This is a genomic window from Novosphingobium sp. 9 (assembly GCF_025340265.1).
Taxonomy (GTDB): Bacteria; Pseudomonadota; Alphaproteobacteria; order Sphingomonadales; family Sphingomonadaceae; genus Novosphingobium.
In genome coordinates this window covers 2,192,100-2,211,263 of the sequence record NZ_CP022707.1, presented here as the reverse complement: position 1 = coordinate 2,211,263, position 19,164 = coordinate 2,192,100, and the positions used below count along the sequence as shown (strand labels likewise).

Here is a 19,164-nt window from a genome sequence, read left to right as displayed (position 1 = left end):
CCGGTCGGCTCCCACCTTCGTTGCAAGCGGCAGGTTTAGCCGGGCGCGTGATCGGCGGCGCGATAGCCGACGGGATTGCGTTGCCATTCGCTGATGGCGCTCTCGCGCCATCCGGCACAGCGCTGGGCGATACGCACTTGCCTCGGGAAAGTGCCTTCCTGGATCTTGCGATAGAGCGTCGCACGCGACAGCCCGGTGCGGTCGAGCACGACATGGAGGCGCAGGTAACGGTCGGGAAGCGGGGTATTCATGGGCGTAGTCCTTCATCGAAGGTGAGGGGGACTGGCCGGCCACGAGTAGAATTGAGGCATTTCGATACGAGCGCAAGACCTGTCACCGGTGCCTGTCAATGAGGCAGGGGCACGGTGGCGAACCGTGTACGGCCATGGCGAACCTTGTCGCACTGTAGCGCAGGCAAAAATATTTTTCAGATGTGCGCACACGGCTCGCGCTGGAGGCGTAAATCCTGCCCCATTGGGCGGACGGGGCAGTGCCATTTGCCTGATCCGGGACGCTTCGCGCTTGCGCCGTGAAGTGCAAATGCGCAGAGTCGCTGGAAAGGCCTGTCATGAAAACCGATCTCGATCATCTTCCTGCGAACAAGCAACGCGAACTCGAGCGCGTGGTGCAGCTCGTCTTCGAGGAATTCGAGGACGCTTTCGCGCTCTCGACCCACGAGTGGAAGAAGAAGGGGCGCATCGCCAAGATCGTGCTCTACGGCAGCTATGCGCGCGGCGGTTGGGTCGATGAACCGCATACCGCCAAGGGCTACCAGTCGGACTATGATCTGCTGATCATCGTCAGTGACAAGCGGCTGACCGACCGCGTCAAATACTGGTCGAAAGTCGATGACCGGCTGATGCGCGAATACGGGATGACCGGGACGATCCGCACGCCGGTCAACTTCATCGTTCATACCCTGCAGGAAGTGAATGATGGCCTGGCCCATGGCCGTTATTTCTTCATGGACATCGCCCGCGACGGGATCGTGCTCTACCAGAGCGATAACAGCGAGCTTGCCCAGCCCCAGCCCAAGACGCCGCAGGCCGCGCTCGATATGGCGCGGGAATATTATGGCGAGTGGTTTTCTGCCTCGATGCGAAAATTCAAGCTGGCGAATGATGCAGTGGCTCAAGACTTTCCAAAGGAAGCAGCCTTCCTGTTTCATCAGACGAGTGAAAGCCTCTACCACTGCGTGCTGCTGGTCAGCACTTTCTACACGCCCCACGTGCACAATCTGGCGTTTCTGCGCACGCACGCCGAGCGCCTCGATCCGCGGCTTGTCCACGTCTGGCCGCGCGACAATCGCTGGCAGCGCGGAACCTTCGAGAAGCTCAAGGAAGCCTACGTCAAGGCGCGCTATTCGAAGCACTACAAGATCACTGCCGAGGAACTGACCTGGCTGGGTGAGCAGGTCGAGGAACTGGGCCGCGTGGTGCACGCGATCTGTTCAGAGCGGATCGCCGATCTCGAAGCACTCGCAGGCAAGCGTGCGGTCGGCCACAGCGCCTCCTGATCGTATCCGCAGGCCCAGCCTGGTGCCTGCCCATCATTCCCTGTCTTCGGCAAAGGCGCGCGCCCCGCGCCGCCGCCACAAGGTCAGCGCCGCCTCGCGCTCTGCGGTGCGCAAGCGCGCGGCGGCGTCGACGAGAACGCCAAGGATCACCGCCCGATCATCACCGGTCAGATCGACCAGCCCGGCCTTGGCGACAAGCCCGCCAAGCTCGATCAGCTGGCGCGTACGCTCGCGCCGCTTCACCTGCCAGTCCCGGGTGTCATGCCGGGCCTTCGCTGCGAGCAGACGATGGCGCGCTGCCCGGCTGCGCCGCAGCGCCGCGCTCGTCGCTGCCAGCGCCGCCGCCAGGGCCTTCGAGTTGACGACCGCTCGTCCCGGTTCGCTCGCCAGAAAAGAAGGCGGCGCCGCGCTTGCGCCACGCCTCCCGTCGCGCAGGCTCTGCGCTGCTCACCATGGCAAGCAGAGCGCCTGCCAGTTCCTCGATCGAGAGCGCATCGGCACCGGTGGCGGTGACGAGCTCGCCCAGCTGCTGGACCTTGCGGTGCTTGAGCTGCCGGGCCTTGTCGTCGAGCGCCTTGAGCTCGGCATCGTAATCACGCGGTTTGCGCATGGGGGGTGTCCTTCTTCTGGAGGGAAGCGGACAGTCCAGCTATCGGGTGTCTCACAGGCCAGCAAGAGGCTGGAACGCCCTGAAACAGCGTGATCCCGAACGCGAGCAAATCGTGTGAGGGCGCGCTTATACGTCGTGCCGACGTGCTGCTGGAGGAGTAAATCGATCGCCGCCATGGCGATCTATCACTTCTCGGCCAAAGTCATTTCCCGCGCCGCCGGATCCTCGGCGGTGGCGGCGGCTGCCTATCGCTCGGCCTCGCGCCTTCGCGACGAGCGGCTCGATCGCGACCATGACTTCTCCAACAAGAGTGGCGTCGTGCACAGCGAAGTGCTGCTGCCTGAGAGTGCCCCTGACGCCTGGCACGATCGCGAACGGCTGTGGAACGACGTCGAAGCGGCCGAGAAGCGCAAGGACGCGCAGCTCGCCCGCGAAGTTGAGTTTGCCATCCCGCAGGAGATGACGCAGGCCGAGGGCATTGCCCTGGCCCGCGACTTCGTAACCCGCGAGTTCGTCGCGCGCGGCATGGTCGCCGATCTCAACGTCCATTGGGACATCGGCGCCGATGGCAGTCCCAGGCCCCATGCCCATGTGATGCTGGGCTTGCGCGAGGTCACCGAAGAAGGCTTCGGCGCCAAGGTGCGCGACTGGAACCGCACCGACCTGCTCACCCACTGGCGCGAGGCCTGGGCCAATCATGTGAATGCGCGGCTTGCCGAACTCGATATCGCGGCGCGCATCGATCACCGCTCGCTCGAAGCGCAGGGGATCGATCTGGAACCCCAGCACAAGATTGGCCCTGCTGCCGGTCGCATGGCAGGCCAAGGCCTGGAGAGCGAGCGGCTCGAGGAACACCATGCCATCGCCAGGGCCAATGGCGAGAAAATCCTGGCGCAACCGGGCATAGCACTCGAGGCGATCACCCATTGCCAGGCGACTTTCACCACGCGGGATCTGGCAAAGTTCGTCCACCGGCACAGCGAGGGCAAGGAACAGTTCGATCAGGTCATGGCCGTCATCAAGGCCTCGCCCGAACTTGTCGCCCTGGGCAAGGACGGACGCGGCGAGCATCGCTTCACATCACGCGCCATGCTCGAGACCGAGCAGCGGCTGACCAAGGCCACCGTACATCTCGATGCCGCGCGCCGCCACGGCGTGCCCGAGCGGCATATCGAGGGCGCTATCACCCGCGCCGAGACCCGCGGGCTTGTTCTCTCGCCCGAGCAGCGCGGCGCCCTCGAGCATGTTACCGGCGCCAGGGGCCTTGCCAGTGTCATCGGCTATGCCGGGACCGGCAAGAGCGCGATGCTGGGCGTGGCCCGGGACGCCTGGGAGCAGGGGGGCTACGAAGTGCGCGGCATTGCGCTTTCCGGCATTGCCGCCGAGAGCCTCGAGAGTGGTTCGGGGATTGCCAGTCGCACCATCGCCGGGCTCGAGCACCAGTGGGGACAGGGGCGCGAGCTGCTGAGCGACAAGTCTGTCCTCGTCATCGACGAGGCCGGGATGATCGGCACTCGCCAGATGGAGCGGGTACTCGCCGAAGCCGAGCGCCGCCGCGCCAAGGTCGTGCTTGTCGGCGATCCCCAGCAGCTCCAGGCGATCGAGGCGGGCGCCGCCTTCCGCGCCATCGCCGAGCGCCACGGCGCGATCGAGATCACCCAGGTGCGCCGCCAGGTCGAGGACTGGCAGCGCGAGGCGACGCGTCAGCTTGCCACCGGGCGCACCGGCGAGGCGCTCGCCGCTTACGAGGAAGCAGGCCATGTCCATGCCGCCTCCACGCGCGAGATCGCCCGCCAGAAACTCATCGATCGCTGGGACAGCGATCGGCAGGCCAGTCCGGATACGAGCCGGATCATTCTGACCCATACGAATGACGAAGTGCAGGTCCTGAACGAGGAGGCCCGCCAGCGTCTTCGCGAGGCCGGCGATCTGGGCGAAGACGTGCGCGTGCAGGTCGAGCGCGGCACCCGCGACTTTGCCACGGGAGACCGGGTGATGTTCCTGAAGAACGAGCGCAGTCTGGGCGTGAAGAATGGAACGCTCGGCACTGTTCGCAGCGTCAATGCACGGGCCATGGGCGTGACGCTCGACGATGGGACTTCCGTTGCCTTCGACCTCAAGGACTATGACCGGCTCGATCACGGCTATGCCGCCACCCTTCACAAGGCACAGGGCATGACCGTCGACCGGGTCCATGTCCTGGCAACGCCAGGTCTCGATCGTCACGGTGCCTATGTGGCCTTGACCCGGCACCGGGCCGGGGTCGAGCTGCATTATGGGGAGGATGACTTTGCCGATCACACCAGGCTTGCGCGCGCGCTCAGCCGGGATCGCGGCAAGGACATGGCGACGGATTATGGCAAGACGCCAGAGGAGGAGGCACACGTTCGGCAGGTCGAACCGGCGGGCCGTACACCCCGCAGCCGCTTCGATGGGCTACGGTTGCCCAGTGGTCCGCTCATCGATCCGGGCAAGGCAGGCCCCCTCCATGCGCCACCGGCCAAGCGAAAGCCGCCGACAGAGCGAGAGCCGGAGGCTAGGACGCCGGATACCGGGGCCCCGCGCAAAGGGCGCTTCGATGGTCTGGACCTGAAGCTCCCCGATCATGTGCGGCGCACGCTGGAGCCGGGGCCCAATCCGGCCCTGGCATCGGCGCCGCAACTCTCGGCAGAGGCGCAAGCCGAGGCACGTGCCGTGCAGTTGCGTGAAGAGCGGACCGATGCCTTGAAGCGCCATGCCCGCGCCGTTGCTGCCGTCTTCGAGGTCCGCGAGGCCGGGCAGCGGGCAAGCCCGGAGCAATGGTCTGAACTCGAAGCCTCGCGCACCCACTTCGAGGCGGTGCGCCCCTACGGCGCACACGATGCCGAGAAGGCCTATGTGAAGGAGCCCGAGCTGGCCCATGAAGCGGCGCAGGGACGGATCAACCGGGCGGTGCGTGCGCTGCAGCTGGAGACGCAACTGCGCACCGATCCCGAACTGCGTGCCGACCGGTTCGTTGCCAACTGGACAGCGCTCAGGACGAAGAGTGAGCAGCAGTATGTGGCAGGCCATATGAGCGCCCGCCGGGAAACCCGGGCCGTGATGGCAGACCTTGCCAACAACCTCCATCGCGATCCTCAGCTCGAATCGGTGCTGGCCCAGCGCAAGCAGCAACTCGGCATCAGGTTCACCACCGGGCGTTCGCTCGGCGCAGACCTCGCGAGCAGCCTGGGGCTGGGACGGGGCAGGGGCTTGGATTGTAGGGGTGCCGACGTGCTGCGATCTGCGAGTCGCGGCGCAACGAGAGCCACCTGCTTCCTCTCGGCACCGGCAAACGTGAGGCGCCGCGAGACAGAATCGTGCAGCGCGCAATTCTCAGGATCTGTCCGGACATCCCAGCCTCTGGCGCCGTGGTGCGCGGCAGGCATAGCCTTGCGCCCATGACCTCATCCCCAGACCCCGGCGCCGACATCGCCCCTGAATCCGCCGCGAGCCCCGCCGAAGCTTTCGAGGCTCTGCGCCATGAACTCAGCCTGCTGCACAATGCCGTGGCGGGCCTCACGGCCGCGCGCGAGAAGATCCCGGATTACCGCGCGGATTTCGATGAGCTCAAGGAGGTGATCGAAGACAGTTGCGACCGGCTTGCAGGGATCGAGCAGAGCCCCTCGCTCAAGCTGACCCCTGCGGTCCTGACGAAGGAAATCGTGACGGCTGCCCAAGCGGCGCGTGCCGATGATGAGCGCTTGCTGGAGACGGCGCGTGTCTCGATCCATAAGTCGGTGGGCGCCATCAACTCCATCGTCCAGCGTGGGCAAGCTGCCGATCGTCAGCATCTGCGCCTCGTTCAAGCCGGCATCGCCGGGCTGCTGGCAGGGATCGTTCTGTGGTCTTTCCTGCCCGGCGCCGTCGCGCGCTCGCTGCCCGCTTCATGGCATGTGCCCGAATGGATGGCGGCGCGTACCTTGGGGAGGACGATGCCGGGGGTGCTGCCGGCACTGTCGCCAACATCTGTGCCGGTGTTGCCCGATAAGGCTGGCGAGGCCCGCAGCGTGCATCGGAAAGCCAAGTCGAAGGATTGAGCGGTCGGCAGCGTGTGGGATTGATTGATGCTCGAACGCGTCGCGGCCCATCCACGCTGTATGCTGGCTCACTGCTCTTCTCGGAACCAGGATTTCAAAAACGTCGATGACCATCCCTATCATGGCAAGCTCTGGGACACTCGCGACGGTCGGCTTCGGAGCGATGACACCAAGATAACGGACATTGCAGGCTTAGGGAGCCGGCGTCGGTTGCCGCCAACATAGCCGACGTTCGCAGCACCCCAAGCTCGTCCTAAAACCCGTCGTACATTCATCCGCCCCGAGCGGCTTACCGACGGCCTCAGTGCCGTTATGTTTTCTTTCCGAAGAACACCTGACGCGCCTCATCCTTGTGAAGGTCAAATTTTGCGGTGTGGTACTGGGACGGCTGAGCGGCGTCCGAGGTCATTTTGAACGGCAGTTCGTCGATGCAAATCTCCGAGATCAAGGCGGAGAAATCCTTGTCGTAGCAGTCCGCCAGCACCTTCAGGTTGGTCGACGGGAAGCTCTCCTTGAACTCCTTGTTGAACGGTGGTTGGAAGTACCGGATTAGCGACGCTTCGTAGAGGGTCACGCGCTCGGCGTCGGAAGTCCCGAACAACTTATCCAGGCCCGCCGAAATGCGGGCGCTTCCGTCCTCCTTATTCTCGGCCCACGGGTTCATGAAGGTGATCATGCGATTGCCCGGTTCGATCTCGAGCATGAGCAGCGTGAGCCGGCGATCAGGCGGCACGCCCTTGACCGAGATCCGCTGCAGGGTCTCGTGCTTGAGCAGCCGGTCGAGGGCGTTGCGCGACCCGTCCTTGCCATAAGCCTGACCAATGTAGAGGACGTCGAAGCCGATCGCATCTTGTTCATCGTTCAGCCGTCGCGCCATCTCTTCGTCAGAGGGTGCCCAGTAGCCATCACCGTTCTTGATGAACCACCCCCGCTCGGTCTCGACCAGCTCGACGCCGTCAGGCATCGGCCAAGCGAGTTCATGGCGTTTGCCGGCAACGAGGAGACCGATGACAAGCCGTCCATCCTCAAGGCGCTGATCGACGGTCTCTATCGCCGGCATAGTACCGATGACGTAGATGTGGCATTTCGCGAGATGCGGCTTGAACGCCGCCACGATCTTCTCCTCGTAGATTCCAAAGGCAGGCATGAGCACGAAGCTCGTCGCGTACATGTTGAGAGCGTGTTCAACGTCGAACCGCTTGCCGCCGAACAGATGGGCGGGATCGCGCTTCGGTTTTTTATCAGGTAGTTTTTCGGCCATCCACTGATTCTACTTTTACCTGCCGGCGCGAAGCAAGTCACATGCATCCATAAATCAGCTCAGGCAGGTACGATGCCGCCTTGATTCCTGACGTCCGCGAACCAGATTTCCGTGATCCATTCCTGCCGGTCGTTCATTGTGCTTAAGCCATGGTGGAAAGATTTGGTCTGTGACAAAGCGGCCGAACCGGCTTGGTAGCTTGAACGTCCGGTCATTCCAGAATCCGACGTTCGCCCGCATAGGCTCTCGCCTTCCTGAGAGGGGAAGTCTGGCTGTTTAGGGGCCGACCGGTTCGTGCGGACGATCCTGAATAGCTAAAGGTCGCCGCTAAAGGTGCGCGGCTCGGCAAATCATTCGTGGACTGCGCTGGCTGATGTGCCAACAGAGCGCGCGCCTTTTGCGCGGCGCCGATCGCTTGGCGACAATGGACCGTACCGAACGTCTCGGCCTTATCCCGCCCGACTGGCCCCCAGTCCTCCCTCAGATAGCAGTCCTCGTAAATCGCTTGCGCGGCGGCACGCAACTGGAGATCACGCTCCAATCCCATTGCTCCATCGATATCAATTCACCGGTGCGACAGCGCTAGGCCATATGGAACAAATAGGGAATATCTCCTGATGATTCCTGCTATGTTCCGTGTTCAGCGATTCTCGCGACGGTCGTGGGCGCAGGTTCGAGAAGACGGCATGCCGCCGTCGAGGCGTGTTATTAATCGATTTCGTACGAAATCGGATGTCACTCCAAGAGCAATGGAAATTGCCAAATAAGAAATTTAACTTACAACGTCGGGTGGGGGCACTTCTAGTTCAGCAATTCCTGCAGCCGCGCGACATGCGGAGACCCGGGAAGAGCCTTCGTCGACAGGATGAGCAAGCGCGGGTGATCGTGGACATAGAGGCTTGGGACGGAAAGGAATGGGAGGCTCACGTCCTCCGTCTTCTCCAGGATCAGTACGGGCATGAGAATGTCCAGAAGGTCCCAGCGAAGCATAAGGGCGACTGCGGGCTTGACTACTTCTGTCTGAACAAGCGCGTCGTGTACCAATGCTACGCGGTAGACGAGCCCGTCGGCGTGGCGGAGCGGGCGACCAAGCAGAAGTCGAAGATCACCACCGACATAAGCAAGTTCTGCGACGTCTCGAAGGGGGCTGCGGAGATGTTCGCCGGCTATCAAATCAAGCGCTGGATCCTTGCGGTTCCGCTCAACGACAGCAAGGACGTCGTCCAACACGCGCTCAAAAAGACCGCAGACGTAATCGCAAAGAAGCTCACGTATGTTGATGAGGACTTTCAAATCCTCGTACACGACAAGGAGGATTTCGACGATGCGTCTTGGGACCGGCGCGTCCAGCTTCGCAACCGCATCCGCCCCGAGATCGTCGGACCGACCAGCGAGGACGTCGCAGAACTGGCCGACGGCAACCGGAACCTGACCGAAAACCTTCGGCGCAAGCTCGAACCCCGCTTCGAGCATCTGGGCGAGCTGGACGAGGCTATCGACGATGCGCTCCGCGTCTTCATGGAATCTCAGATCATGGTGTCGCAGCTTCGCAACATGGCGCCCGAGGCTTTCGAGCAGGTTACCAGGCTCGTCGCCGAACGCCTCCGGCGGCTCCGGCTTGGTTCCAAGGGTGGAAGCGGTGGCGACCGGCTAGAAGTTGAGATCGACGCGCTGAAGGCCAGCATCCTCACCTCGGTGCCAAACCTCGATCATGGGACAGCTGAGACCATTGCCTTCGGCTCCGTGAGCGACTGGCTCATGCGCTGTCCACTGAAGCTCGACTGACATGGCCGATATCAAGACGTTCCGCTCGGTCCTGACAGGCGACTTCACCGTGACGGCGCGACCTGCGCCGATCCCTGGAGACCTGCGCTTGGGGTGGGGGCAGTCGCTCCTCATCATGGTCCTGGCGTCGGCGCGCGGACAGCGCTGCTCGATACAAAAGGTGCATTTTCTCGCCCATCTCAGCCGTACCGGTGACCTTCGCGACAAAACGCGCGAAGTGCTCGCACGAAAGCGCGATCCGATCGAACTCGCGGTCCGGATCGAACCTTGGGTCAATCGGGCGGCAGCCTTCGCCAAGGCTAACGGACTCGTCGAGGTACGAGACGGCAAGGCACTCGCGCTCAGCGGCCAAGGCAAGGCCGCAGCCGAGGCGATCCGCAAGGCGGGCCTGCTCGCCGAAGAGACGGCCTTCCTCGACGAAGTGGGCAAGCTGGTTACCGAAAAGGTTGTCGAAAGCATTATGAAGATGGAGTCGTTCTGATGTCGCTCAGGATCAGCCATATCAGGCTCCGCGTGCAGACCACCGCCGGCCTCTACGGCACGGACGCTTCGCTTGGATCCAAGCTTACGATCCTCTACGCGCCGAACACCTCGGGCAAATCCACACTGCTGCACGCCTTCCTCTACGCTCTCGGTCTCGAGCAGATGCTGAGTCCTAAGCGCGAGATTCCGCTATCCTACGCGATGCGCGACTATGTCGAGGATCCGAGCACCGGAGTGCGCGCCGATGTCCTCGAATCCTACGTCGCAGTCGAGATCGTGAACGCTCGCGGCGAGCATATGACCGTTCGCCGCAACGTCGTCTCGCAGTCCGACCGGAAGCTGGTGTCCGTCGTTGAGGGACCGGAACTCTCACAGGGGCCGGGCGAATATCGGCGCGGAGACTATTTCGTGCTGGATCCCGGCGCGGCTCAGCGGGAAGCTGGCTTCCATCGCAAGCTCGCCGGGTTTCTGGACTGGGATCTTCCGGTGGTGAAGCGCTACGACGGTAGCGACTGCCCTTTGTACGTCGAGACCGTCTTCCCTCTGTTCTTCGTCGAGCAAAAGGTAGGCTGGACCACGATACCCGGCGCCATTCCGACGCAGTTCCGGATTCGCGAGGTGCACAAGCGGGCGGTCGAGTTCCTGATGGATTTCGATACCCACGAGAACGAGCTGCGACGGCAGGACCTCGAGCTTCGTGCCGCTGCCGCCCGCACGGAGTGGGCCAAGGCGGTCGAGGCGGCCACGGCGCTCGCCACGGCTTCGGGACTGCGTGTGGTCGCACTTCCCGCCGCCCCGGCCGCAATCGAGGCGGACGTTCGCAACGCTTATCTTGAGGTCTCCACCAAGGACGGCTGGCGCCGGCTACCCAACCGCATTGCGGAACTGGCGGCTGAACTGACCGCGCTCGAGGAACAGCACATCCCCGAGGTCGAGACGGTCGCCGAAGGTGCAGCCGCAGAAGCCGACGAGCTCGCAGCTGAGATCCAAATGATCAACGCCGAGCGGGCAACGATCTTCCGTGCGCGCCAGACCGAACTGATCCAACAGGCCTCAACCGCCCAGCGCCTCATTCAACTCGAAGAAGATCTGAAGAAGAACAAGGATGCGCTTAAGCTGCAGAAGTTCGGCTCCACCCTCGCGCGGGAACTTGACCCGAACCACTGTCCTACGTGTGAGCAGGCCATTGATGACGCGCTTCTGCCGCAAGGCACTCTCGATGCCGTGATGTCACTCGAGGACAACATCGAATACGTCGACGCGCAGAGGAAGGCGTTCAAGCGTATCGCCGATCGGTCTGTGGCGATCATCCGCGATCTTGACCTCGAGCTCGTCACGACCGGCGAGGAACTCCGTCGGCAGACTTCCCGTCTGCGCGCTCTGCGCTCGGACCTAATTGCGCCGTCACATGCGGCATCCGCCTCGTTCATCGAGGAGCGGCTCCGCATTGAGCAGAATCTCATCCAGCTTAGGGACATCGATGCGCGCTTCGCCGAGCAGATCAACGGTCTCGCCGAACAGGTCGTGCGCTGGGCCAGCCTGCAGGCCGAGACGAAGCAGCTCCCCGCCGAGCGCCTAAGCGCGGCCGACGTCGTCAAGATCGATGCGCTCCAAGGGTCGATCCGGCGTCAGCTCGTCCGATATGGCTTCAACACCTTCGGGGCTGCCGATCTCACGGTCTCCAAGGACACATATCGCCCCGAAAAGGAGGGCTTCGAGATCGGCTTCGAGCTTTCGGCCAGCGACAGCATCCGTCTGAAGTGGGCGTATCAGCTTGGTCTGCTCGACGTAGCTAAGGTTGGGGATACCAACCACCCGGGCCTGGTCGTCTTCGACGAGCCGCGACAGCAGGAGGCTGCGTCGGCGAGCGTCGCCGGGCTGATTTCCGAGGCCGGCCGGATCGCGTCGACGGGCAAGCAGATTCTGATCGCCACGAGCGAGGATCTGGAAAGTGTCCGCAGGTTCGTTGCGAACGTTGATCACAAGCTCATTGAGTTCGGCGGCCGTATCATTGATCGGATTAGAGACGAGGCCTGAACCCAGCCGCCTCTCTCGAACGCTGGATGCTCGGCCTACCGCTTCCTCAGATAATCGACGAGCAGATTTCGCGAAATGCGTCGAAAGCTGTCCGGACGGCGATTAGAAACACCCTCGATTTGATTGAGGGCGACACCCGTTTCCAAGCCGTTCGACTGTTTGGTTGCTATAGTGCCCTTGTTGTCTACACCCTCGACAGCGCGGGGTTGTTGGACATGGTCTCGAGCATTCCGTCTTTGCCCCTTTATCTGGAGATCGGCGCATCCGACAAAACGATGATCAGCTTTATCTCGCTGGGCTTGTCGCGTGTAACCGCCATGAAGCTGAACGACATGTCCGCCCGTAAAGACCTAACACCGCCGGTGCGTTACAGCGGCTGCGTACCCGGCCGCTGGAGACGCTGGGGCTTTCCCCTCTCCTGCTCGCCGAAGTACGCGCTATCGCGACTGTCTCTTTGGCGAACTAAACATACGACTGGCTTGCAAGCCGTCATCGCCCAGGTCGAGCACAACATGAAACGGATTAATATTGACGCCCTTCAACCGGGCGACATCGTTCTCACCGCCAGCAAGTCAGCGGCGGGTAAGGGCATTCGCGCCACGACCTTAGCCGTCGTCTCCCACGCAATGATCTGCGTACAGCACGGTTCGGTGATCGATTCCACCGGAGACGGCGTGCAGGCCCGCAATCTCCAGCGCGAGCTCTTCAAGCCATTCGAGCGTGTGTATGCATTTCGCCTGCGCGAGCAGCTTACCCAGAGCGACTCAAGCAAGTCATCAACTTCGCCCGATCGGAAGTGGGTACACGCTATTCGGTGCGCGAAGCCGTCCGCTCGGTGCTCCCAGGGAAGCGCCCGCGCGAACGCCGACAGTTCTGCTCGCGGCTTGTCGCCCGCGCCTACGCCCACGTCGGCGTGCAGCTAGTTGCCGACGAGGACTATTGCACGCCCGAGCAGCTGCGCCGCAGTCCGCTCCTCCTCGAGCTCAAGGGCATCACCGAGACCGTCCCGGCCCAAGAGCTCGCCGCGTGGCGAGCCCGGCCAAACCCCATCGCGATGACGCACGCGGCCCAGAACGCGATCCTCGATGGGGTGCGCAAGCTCGATCCGACGGTGGAGAACTTCACCGACGTCGACCAGATCGTCCGGAACCACCCGGAGTGGGATCTTCAGATAGCGGCCCTGTTTAGAGTCTCGGGCTACCTCGAACTCTGGAAAACAGACTTCCAGACTAATCCTTGGCATTACAATGTCGAAGCGCTGGAGGCGGTCCTCACTCCGGCTAACCACGACGAAATTCGCACCTACTGTCGCGCGGTGATTGCCGAGACGATCTCAGGCGGTCAGCGATATCACACTATGCTCGAGCATCACCGGCAGTCCCATCGGCTCGAACCGCGCCAGACCACGTTCCAGCTCGTCGAGCTCTACGACCAGCTTGTTCGGAACGATACGCTGCTCCGCGCCACGGCACGCGAGTGGCTGGAACGACATCATCCAGAGGATATCGACGACTATCTTGAGCAATAGCTGCCGCCTGATCGCGGCTAGCCAGACGTTGCCGGCGTCCACCGACTTTGAGGTCGTAGTGTTGGAGATGGTTCATAGTTCGACTATCGGGAAATAGCCGCACAGACAGGTTTCGGGCTCGTCGGCTTCAGAAATCTCGACAAGCCGCCATTCTTTTTTGGCCACTTCCCAATCAGTGGCGCGGCTCAGCGCCAAGATGGCGGCCTTGAGCTGCTGAAAGTTGTATCTGTCACCGGAAGGTCAGCATCCTGCTTTCGGTGGTAGAACCGGACAGGCCGCAACCGCGAAGAGTTTCGGGTATCCAGAATGAGAAAGCAGACCGACCGCAGCTGGGCACGGAAAATCGGCGGTTGAAGGGCCGCAAAGGGTCGAGGGCCGCCACGCACTTATGAAAAAGCGCGAATGATGCCCATTGCCTCGCTTCGAGCGGCGCCTTGAGACCAATGGGAACTACCTCTCCCGCTTCGGGCTTGTATTTCCGATGAAGGAGCCTGCTGATGCCCGCACGCGCATACTGGAAAGGCCAGATCCGTCTGGCACTCGTCTCAATCCCGATCGAGGTCTATCCGGCGACGCGATCGGGGCGGCGATTGCCTTCCACCAGATTCATGAACCGAGCGGCAAGCGGATCCGCTACGAAAAGGTTGCGCCCGGCGTCGGACCCGTGGACCGCGACGAGATCATAAAGGGCTTCGAGGTCTCCAAGGGCAGCTACGTGCTGCTTGACGAGGAAGAGATCGAGGCGGTCAAGATCGATAGCCGAAAGACGCTGGAACTCATCCAGTTCGTCGATGCCGACGAGATAGACGTGCTCTATTACGAAAAGCCCTATTTCGTCGTCCCGGCCGATGATCTGGCTGAGGAGGCCTATAGCGTGTTGAGAGAGGCGCTGCGCAAGACCCGGAAGGTCGGCCTTGGCCAGTTGGCAGTGCGCGGGCGTGAACAACTGGTTTCGATCAAGCCCTGTGGGCGCGGACTGGTGATGGAAGTGCTGCGCTATGCCGACGAGGTCCAGAAAGCCCAGGGTTACTTTGGTGAGATCAAGGAATCGGTACCTGATGCAGATCTTCTCGACCTTGCAACCACGCTGATCGAAAAGAAGTCCGCCCCGTTCAAACCTGCCGAATTCCACGATCGCTATGTCGATGCGCTCCATCGCCTGATCGACAAGAAGGCCAAGTCGAAGAGCAACAAACGGATTTTGGAGGATGTCGAGGAACCGGCCAGCGGCAAGGGCAATGTGATCGACCTGATGGCGGCGCTCAAGAAGTCGATTGGGGACGGCAAGCCCGCCAGCAAGTCGACCTCATCAACGCGCACGCCTGCGGCGAAGAAAACCTCGCCCTCGGGTGGCAGCCGTGCCCGCAAGCGGGCGTAGCGGCGAGCCCGGTGACCCCGGCGCCGATCTCCTCGCGGAATACAACCGTAAGCGCGACTTCGCGAAGACCGCCGAACCTGCTGGCAAAAGTGGCAGGATTGGTGGCAATTCCTTTATCGTACAGAAGCACGCCGCCCGGCGGTTGCACTGGGATTTCCGTCTCGAAGTGGACGGCGTGCTCAAGTCCTGGGCGGTAACGCGAGGCCCGAGCGCCGACCCCTACGACAAGCGCCTTGCCGTGCGTACCGAGGACCATCCGTTGTCCTACGGCGTGTTCGAAGGCGGGATCCCAAAGGCGAGTACGGTGGTGGTACAGTGATGCTCTGGGATCGGGGGACCTGGGCGCCGATCGCGGGCAAGAGCGCGAAGGACATCGCAGACGGCCACCTCCACTTCGCTCTCGACGGCGAGCGGATGAAGGGCGAATGGCTGCTCGTGCGCATGAAGTCGAGGCCCGGCGAGAAGCGCGAGAACTGGCTGCTGCGCAAGGTGCAGGATGCCCATGCGCAGGCAGGCGACGCCCTCGTCGAGCAGGGCCTCACCAGCGTCCTGACCGGCCGCACCATGGCCGAGATCGAAGCCGACAAGCGCGGCACCCATTCGCTGAAAGGCAAAAAGGGCGATGCCTTTGCGCAGGTCATGGAAAAGGCTGCCTCTCGCAATGTGCGGCACCAGCGGCCCTTCCGTAAAGGCGCGGGCGAGCCGCCGAAGTTCCGTGCCGTCCAGCTCGCCACTCTGGTCGACACCGTGCCCACCGGCAACCTGTGGATGCATGAGATCAAATTCGACGGCTACCGCGCGCTTATCGCAGCGGCGGGAGACAAGGTCGTCGTCCATACCCGCAGTGGCCTCGACTGGACCGAAAAGTTCGCCCCGCTTGCCGCCCATATCGCCGCGCTGAACCTGCCGCCTTGTCTGATCGACGGCGAGATCATTGCCCGAGGCGCGGACGGTAATCCGGACTTCTCCAGCCTCCAGGCCGTGCTTAAGCGCGGCAAGGGCAGCCAGGGTGAAGGCCAGCCCCTGGAATTCCACGCCTTCGATCTCCTCGAACTGGATGGCGAGGATCTGGCGGCGATGCCCAACATCGAACGCAAGGAACGGCTGGAGGCGCTGCTTGCGGATGCCGCACCGCCCGTCTTCGTCGCCAACCACGTGATCGGCGCGGGCGAGACGCTCTACGATGCGATGTGCGGCGCCGGGCAGGAGGGGATCATCGCTAAGCGCATCGATGCACCCTACCGGGGCCGCCGCACGAAGGACTGGGTCAAGGTAAAGTGTACCCGGCGGCAGGAGTTCGTCATCGTGGGATGGGCGAAGTCGAGCGCGAAGGGCCGTCCGTTCTCCTCGCTGCTGCTCGGTCAATACGAGGGAAAGACCCTTATCTATCGCGGCAAGGTCGGCACCGGCTTCGACGCCGACGGTCTCACTGACATGGCGGGGCGCCTTAAGAAGCTGGCCCGCAAGACCCCGCCGCTGAACGTCGACAAGGCCGAAGCGCGCGGCGTCAGCTGGGTCACTCCAAAGCTGGTGGCGGAAGTCGCCTTCGCCGAACTGACCGATGAGGGCCGCGTGCGCCATGGCAGCTTCGTTGGCTTGAGGAGCGACAAGAAGGCTCGGGCGGTGAAACCGGAGCAAACAAAGCCCACACCGCAGGCCGAGATCGCCGTGACAATCAGCAACCGCGAGCGCGTGATCTTCCCGAAAGCGGCGACACTAAGGGCGACCTTGCGGATTACTATGCCGCCGTCGCGCCGCTGATGCTGCCTTTCGTGGCGAACCGCCCGATGAGCCTCGTGCGCTGCCCTCAGGGACGAGCGAAGAAATGCTTCTTCCAGAAACATGACAGCGGCACATTCGGCGATCACGTCCATCACGTGCCGATCCGCGAAAAGGACGGCAGCGCGGAGGACTACCTCTACCTGAACGATGCCGAAGGGTTACTTTCCTGCGTGCAGATGGGCACGATCGAGTTACACGCCTGGGCGGCAAAGACCGACGACGTCGAGCACCCAGACCGCATGATCTTCGACCTCGACCCCGACGAGGGGTTGGATTTTAAGGAGTGCGTCCGAGCCGCCAGCGATATTCGCGTCCGGCTCGCCGACCTTGGGCTGGTGACTTTCGCCATGCTGTCCGGCGGAAAGGGCGTTCATGTCGTCGTCCCGCTCAAGCGCGGTCACGACTGGGATACCCACAAGGACTTTGCTCGCCGCTTTGCCGAAGCCATGAGCATTTCCGAGCCGGACCGCTACGTCGCGACGATGAACAAAACCAAGCGCAAAGGCCGCATCTTCATCGACTGGCTGCGGAACCAGCGCGGTGCGACCGCCGTGTTGCCGTACTCCGCACGGTCTCGCGAAGGCGCTCCGGTAGCAGTGCCGGTAAGCTGGGATGAACTGAACGACATGAAAACGGCGCATCCGTTCTCGATCGGCGATGCTGGGGCGCTAATCAGGCGTGCCGAACAGCTGCATGGCTGGGGTTTCGCCGACCAGCGGCTCCCGGAAATCTGAAATTGATTGAGCTCTTTCAACCGAATCTGGCAAGTTGGAGCATTGATTGCATCATCGCAAAAACGTGCTTTTTAAATTGCAGTTTCAAACAAGCATCTTCGGTGTACTTCGTGTATCGGCAGACGGTGGTCGTTATCTGCCAGCCTTGAATATTTAGGAAGGGAAAGCGGTCGTTCTGCACTTGGGGGACGGAAATCAACGGCTGAATGTCTTTGATGGTTCGGAATCCCTCCGTCCCATGCGCCAACCATCCATCGCTGCGGTGAGGAACTGCGGCGGCCTTGCGGAGCTTAAATGACTAGGCACCTGACCGGTGCCGTCGCTCCATGGAGGATATTACATGACGCTCGAAGGCAGAAACATAGCCATACTTATTGCCCCTCGCGGGACCGAGGAACCCGAATTCGTCCAGCCCAAGCAGGCCATCGAGCAGGCTGGGGGCACAATAACGGTTATCGGTCTCGAGGCGGGTGAGGCCAAGACCAATAATGGCGATCTGGACCCGGGTGGCAGCTACAAGGTCGACAGGGCGGTAGCGGACGTTAGCGCTGACGAATTTGACGGCTTGATCATTCCGGGAGGTACGGTCGGCGCCGACAAATTGCGTGCGGACGATGATATGGTAAATTTCGTCAACGCTTTCTTCCAACAGAACAAGCCCGTGGGAGCGATTTGCCACGGACCATGGCTCCTCGTCGAGGCAGGCGTGGTTGAGGACCGCGATCTGACCTCCTATCAATCGATCCAGACCGACATCGAGAACGCAGGAGGCAACTGGACGGATCAGGAGGTGGTCGTCGATGAGGGCCTGGTCACGAGCCGCACCCCCCACGACCTACCTGCCTTTTGTGCTAAGCTTATCGAGGAGTTCGCAGAGGGCCGCCACGCTGACGCATGAAGCATGCGCTTGTGACTGCCGGAAATCGGACCTTCCTTTGTTAGGACGGTGATTTTGGTGCTGAATGGCCGGGTAGGGCGACCGTTGAGGCCGAGGTATCAACCTTTCGCTCAGCTTTGTCCCCATGTTGGACGTGGGAGTCAAATCTAGGCAGTTGACCACGAGGTGTCCGAAGTGAGAACATAAAAGGAACAAAATCGAGTCTTAAGAATCGCTATGCTTCCTACTTCTCCCTTCGCGCATCCGGATATCGATACGCTTCGTGCATTGGCAACTGCGCTTGCTGATTATCGGGTCATACCCTTCGGCGTCGAAGAATTGGATTCCCGTTTAGGTTGTGGTGGCCTGCGCGCTGGCGCATTGCACGAGGCAACTGCGCTGACCTGCTCACTGGCGGACGATGCGGCAGCCACACTGTTCCTTGCTGGCGTAGCTGCGCGCGAGGCCCAGGCGGCAGCAGCGCCCGTTCTTTGGGTCAGCTGTCGCAACGACCTCTACGCCCCAGGTCTCGAACAGGCGGGCCTCGCCTCTGCCCATGTGATCCATGCGCAGCCCCGCAACGATGCCGCATCACTGGCGGTGGTCGAAGACGCCGTACGCGATGGAACTCCGGCTGCCGTCGTTGCCGAAGCCAGCAAGATTTCAATGGTCGCCACGCGCCGCCTGCAGCTTGCTGCCGCCGAGGCTGGCATCCCGGTGCTTTTGCTGCGACGTCACCGAGGTCGAGGCAGTGATCCTCTGGCCGACCCGTCGGCCGCTTGGACGCGCTGGCGGATCGCCAGTGCGTCCTCCGAACGTCTTGGCGTCGCCGGTGTCGGGCGCCCGCGCTGGCTTGTCGAATTGGTCCGTCAGCGCGGCGGCGAAGGCTTTTCCCTGATCGTGGAGGGATGCGATGCGACGGGTCGTCTCGCTGTTCCTGCCCTTCTTGGCCATCGAACGGCTGAGGCGGCAGGACCGGTTCGCCACGCCGCGGCCTGAGCCGCGCGTACTCCAGATTCCCGTTGACGATAATCCCGGTGCCTGCTCGGTCCCTCGAGGGGGCGGGTGGCGACCGGGCGCGCGTTGGGCACGTGAGCAGAGCCGTGAAGGGCAGG

At 62.4% G+C, this 19,164-nt stretch carries 15 protein-coding genes and 2 pseudogenes; 12 read left to right on the top strand and 5 right to left on the bottom strand.

Features of this window, described 5'->3' with window-relative positions:
* Window positions 1-35 precede the first annotated feature (35 nt).
* Window positions 36-251: a helix-turn-helix transcriptional regulator gene (locus tag CI805_RS10915; RefSeq protein WP_260923204.1), complete on the bottom strand. Its 216-nt coding sequence runs from the start codon at window positions 249-251 to the stop codon at window positions 36-38.
* Window positions 252-568: 317 nt separating this feature from the next.
* Between CI805_RS10915 and CI805_RS10910 the strand changes: the two genes are divergently transcribed.
* Window positions 569-1,516: a nucleotidyltransferase and HEPN domain-containing protein gene (locus CI805_RS10910; RefSeq protein WP_260923203.1), complete on the top strand. Its 948-nt coding sequence runs from the start codon at window positions 569-571 to the stop codon at window positions 1,514-1,516.
* Window positions 1,517-1,549: 33 nt separating this feature from the next.
* On the opposite strand, the gene CI805_RS10905 is transcribed toward CI805_RS10910, so the two are convergent.
* Together CI805_RS10905 and CI805_RS10900 are read right to left on the bottom strand one after the other, a co-directional pair.
* On the bottom strand, window positions 1,550-1,759 hold the full coding sequence (locus CI805_RS10905; protein WP_260923202.1) for a conjugal transfer protein TraD: 210 nt from the start codon (window positions 1,757-1,759) through the stop codon (window positions 1,550-1,552).
* A 16-nt stretch (window positions 1,760-1,775) separates the two neighbouring features.
* Complete coding sequence (locus tag CI805_RS10900) at window positions 1,776-2,126, bottom strand: conjugal transfer protein TraD (protein ID WP_260923201.1); 351 nt, start codon at window positions 2,124-2,126, stop codon at window positions 1,776-1,778.
* 174 nt (window positions 2,127-2,300) lie between these two features.
* On the opposite strand from CI805_RS10900, the gene traA reads away from it, so the two are divergent.
* Both traA and CI805_RS10890 read left to right on the top strand, forming a co-directional pair.
* Window positions 2,301-5,549, top strand: coding sequence for a Ti-type conjugative transfer relaxase TraA (traA, locus tag CI805_RS10895; RefSeq protein WP_260923200.1), 3,249 nt, complete (start codon window positions 2,301-2,303; stop codon window positions 5,547-5,549).
* A complete protein-coding gene (locus CI805_RS10890) occupies window positions 5,546-6,184 on the top strand; it encodes a DUF6118 family protein (RefSeq protein WP_260923199.1) in 639 nt (212 codons plus the stop codon). Before traA ends, CI805_RS10890 begins: the two co-directional genes overlap by 4 nt.
* A 310-nt stretch (window positions 6,185-6,494) precedes the next feature.
* Here the strand turns inward: CI805_RS10890 and CI805_RS10885 are convergent, their stop codons facing one another.
* Window positions 6,495-7,445 carry a hypothetical protein gene (locus tag CI805_RS10885; RefSeq protein ID WP_260923198.1) on the bottom strand — a complete coding sequence of 317 codons (951 nt, stop codon included), beginning with the start codon at window positions 7,443-7,445 and terminating at the stop codon, window positions 6,495-6,497.
* 879 nt (window positions 7,446-8,324) lie between these two features.
* Here CI805_RS10885 and CI805_RS10880 point away from each other — a divergent pair.
* Genes CI805_RS10880 through CI805_RS10860 form a run of 5 tightly spaced genes read left to right on the top strand, consistent with a single transcriptional unit; the run spans window position 8,325 to window position 13,278 of the window.
* Window positions 8,325-9,230, top strand: a complete 906-nt coding sequence (locus CI805_RS10880) for a hypothetical protein (RefSeq protein WP_260923197.1) — start codon at window positions 8,325-8,327, stop codon at window positions 9,228-9,230.
* A gap of 1 nt (window position 9,231) precedes the next feature.
* Window positions 9,232-9,711 (top strand): hypothetical protein, encoded by a 480-nt coding sequence (locus CI805_RS10875; RefSeq protein ID WP_260923196.1) that lies wholly within the window; start codon window positions 9,232-9,234, stop codon window positions 9,709-9,711.
* Window positions 9,711-11,750 carry a hypothetical protein gene (locus CI805_RS10870; RefSeq protein ID WP_260923194.1) on the top strand — a complete coding sequence of 680 codons (2,040 nt, stop codon included), beginning with the start codon at window positions 9,711-9,713 and terminating at the stop codon, window positions 11,748-11,750. Before CI805_RS10875 ends, CI805_RS10870 begins: the two co-directional genes overlap by 1 nt.
* Window positions 11,751-11,776: 26 nt before the next feature.
* Window positions 11,777-12,673 carry a hypothetical protein gene (locus CI805_RS10865; protein WP_260923193.1) on the top strand — a complete coding sequence of 299 codons (897 nt, stop codon included), beginning with the start codon at window positions 11,777-11,779 and terminating at the stop codon, window positions 12,671-12,673.
* Window positions 12,664-13,278 carry a hypothetical protein gene (locus CI805_RS10860; RefSeq protein ID WP_260923191.1) on the top strand — a complete coding sequence of 205 codons (615 nt, stop codon included), beginning with the start codon at window positions 12,664-12,666 and terminating at the stop codon, window positions 13,276-13,278. The genes CI805_RS10865 and CI805_RS10860 overlap by 10 nt, the downstream gene beginning before the upstream one ends.
* Before the next feature lie 72 nt (window positions 13,279-13,350).
* Here CI805_RS10860 and CI805_RS10855 read toward each other — a convergent pair whose 3' ends face one another.
* Window positions 13,351-13,473, bottom strand: coding sequence for a hypothetical protein (locus CI805_RS10855; RefSeq protein ID WP_260923189.1), 123 nt, complete (start codon window positions 13,471-13,473; stop codon window positions 13,351-13,353).
* Window positions 13,474-13,775: 302 nt separating this feature from the next.
* Between CI805_RS10855 and CI805_RS10850 the strand changes: the two are divergent.
* The 4 genes and pseudogenes from CI805_RS10850 (at window position 13,776) to CI805_RS10835 (ending at window position 19,048) form a co-directional block, all read left to right on the top strand.
* Window positions 13,776-14,656, top strand: a pseudogene (locus tag CI805_RS10850) (Ku protein).
* Window positions 14,628-17,172 (top strand): annotated as a pseudogene (gene ligD, locus CI805_RS10845) (DNA ligase D). Before CI805_RS10850 ends, ligD begins: the two co-directional pseudogenes overlap by 29 nt.
* Before the next feature lie 340 nt (window positions 17,173-17,512).
* Window positions 17,513-18,070, top strand: a complete 558-nt coding sequence (locus CI805_RS10840; protein ID WP_260923187.1) for a type 1 glutamine amidotransferase domain-containing protein — start codon at window positions 17,513-17,515, stop codon at window positions 18,068-18,070.
* Between the two features lie 216 nt (window positions 18,071-18,286).
* Window positions 18,287-19,048 (top strand): ImuA family protein, encoded by a 762-nt coding sequence (locus tag CI805_RS10835; RefSeq protein WP_260923185.1) that lies wholly within the window; start codon window positions 18,287-18,289, stop codon window positions 19,046-19,048.
* The last annotated feature ends 116 nt before the right edge of the window (window positions 19,049-19,164 follow it).

Excerpts from the sequence above, each read along its gene's own strand:
- CI805_RS10910 (WP_260923203.1), top strand. The coding sequence starts at position 569 with ATGAAAACCGATCTCGATCATCTTCCTGCGAACAAGCAACGCGAACTC.
- traA (WP_260923200.1), top strand. The coding sequence starts at position 2,301 with ATGGCGATCTATCACTTCTCGGCCAAAGTCATTTCCCGCGCCGCCGGA.
- CI805_RS10890 (WP_260923199.1), top strand. The coding sequence starts at position 5,546 with ATGACCTCATCCCCAGACCCCGGCGCCGACATCGCCCCTGAATCCGCC.
- CI805_RS10875 (WP_260923196.1), top strand. The coding sequence starts at position 9,232 with ATGGCCGATATCAAGACGTTCCGCTCGGTCCTGACAGGCGACTTCACC.
- CI805_RS10885 (WP_260923198.1), bottom strand. The coding sequence starts at position 7,445 with ATGGCCGAAAAACTACCTGATAAAAAACCGAAGCGCGATCCCGCCCAT.
- CI805_RS10840 (WP_260923187.1), top strand. The coding sequence starts at position 17,513 with ATGACGCTCGAAGGCAGAAACATAGCCATACTTATTGCCCCTCGCGGG.
- CI805_RS10870 (WP_260923194.1), top strand. The coding sequence starts at position 9,711 with ATGTCGCTCAGGATCAGCCATATCAGGCTCCGCGTGCAGACCACCGCC.
- CI805_RS10865 (WP_260923193.1), top strand. The coding sequence starts at position 11,777 with ATGCTCGGCCTACCGCTTCCTCAGATAATCGACGAGCAGATTTCGCGA.
- CI805_RS10835 (WP_260923185.1), top strand. The coding sequence starts at position 18,287 with ATGCTTCCTACTTCTCCCTTCGCGCATCCGGATATCGATACGCTTCGT.
- CI805_RS10915 (WP_260923204.1), bottom strand. The coding sequence starts at position 251 with ATGAATACCCCGCTTCCCGACCGTTACCTGCGCCTCCATGTCGTGCTC.
- CI805_RS10900 (WP_260923201.1), bottom strand. The coding sequence starts at position 2,126 with ATGCGCAAACCGCGTGATTACGATGCCGAGCTCAAGGCGCTCGACGAC.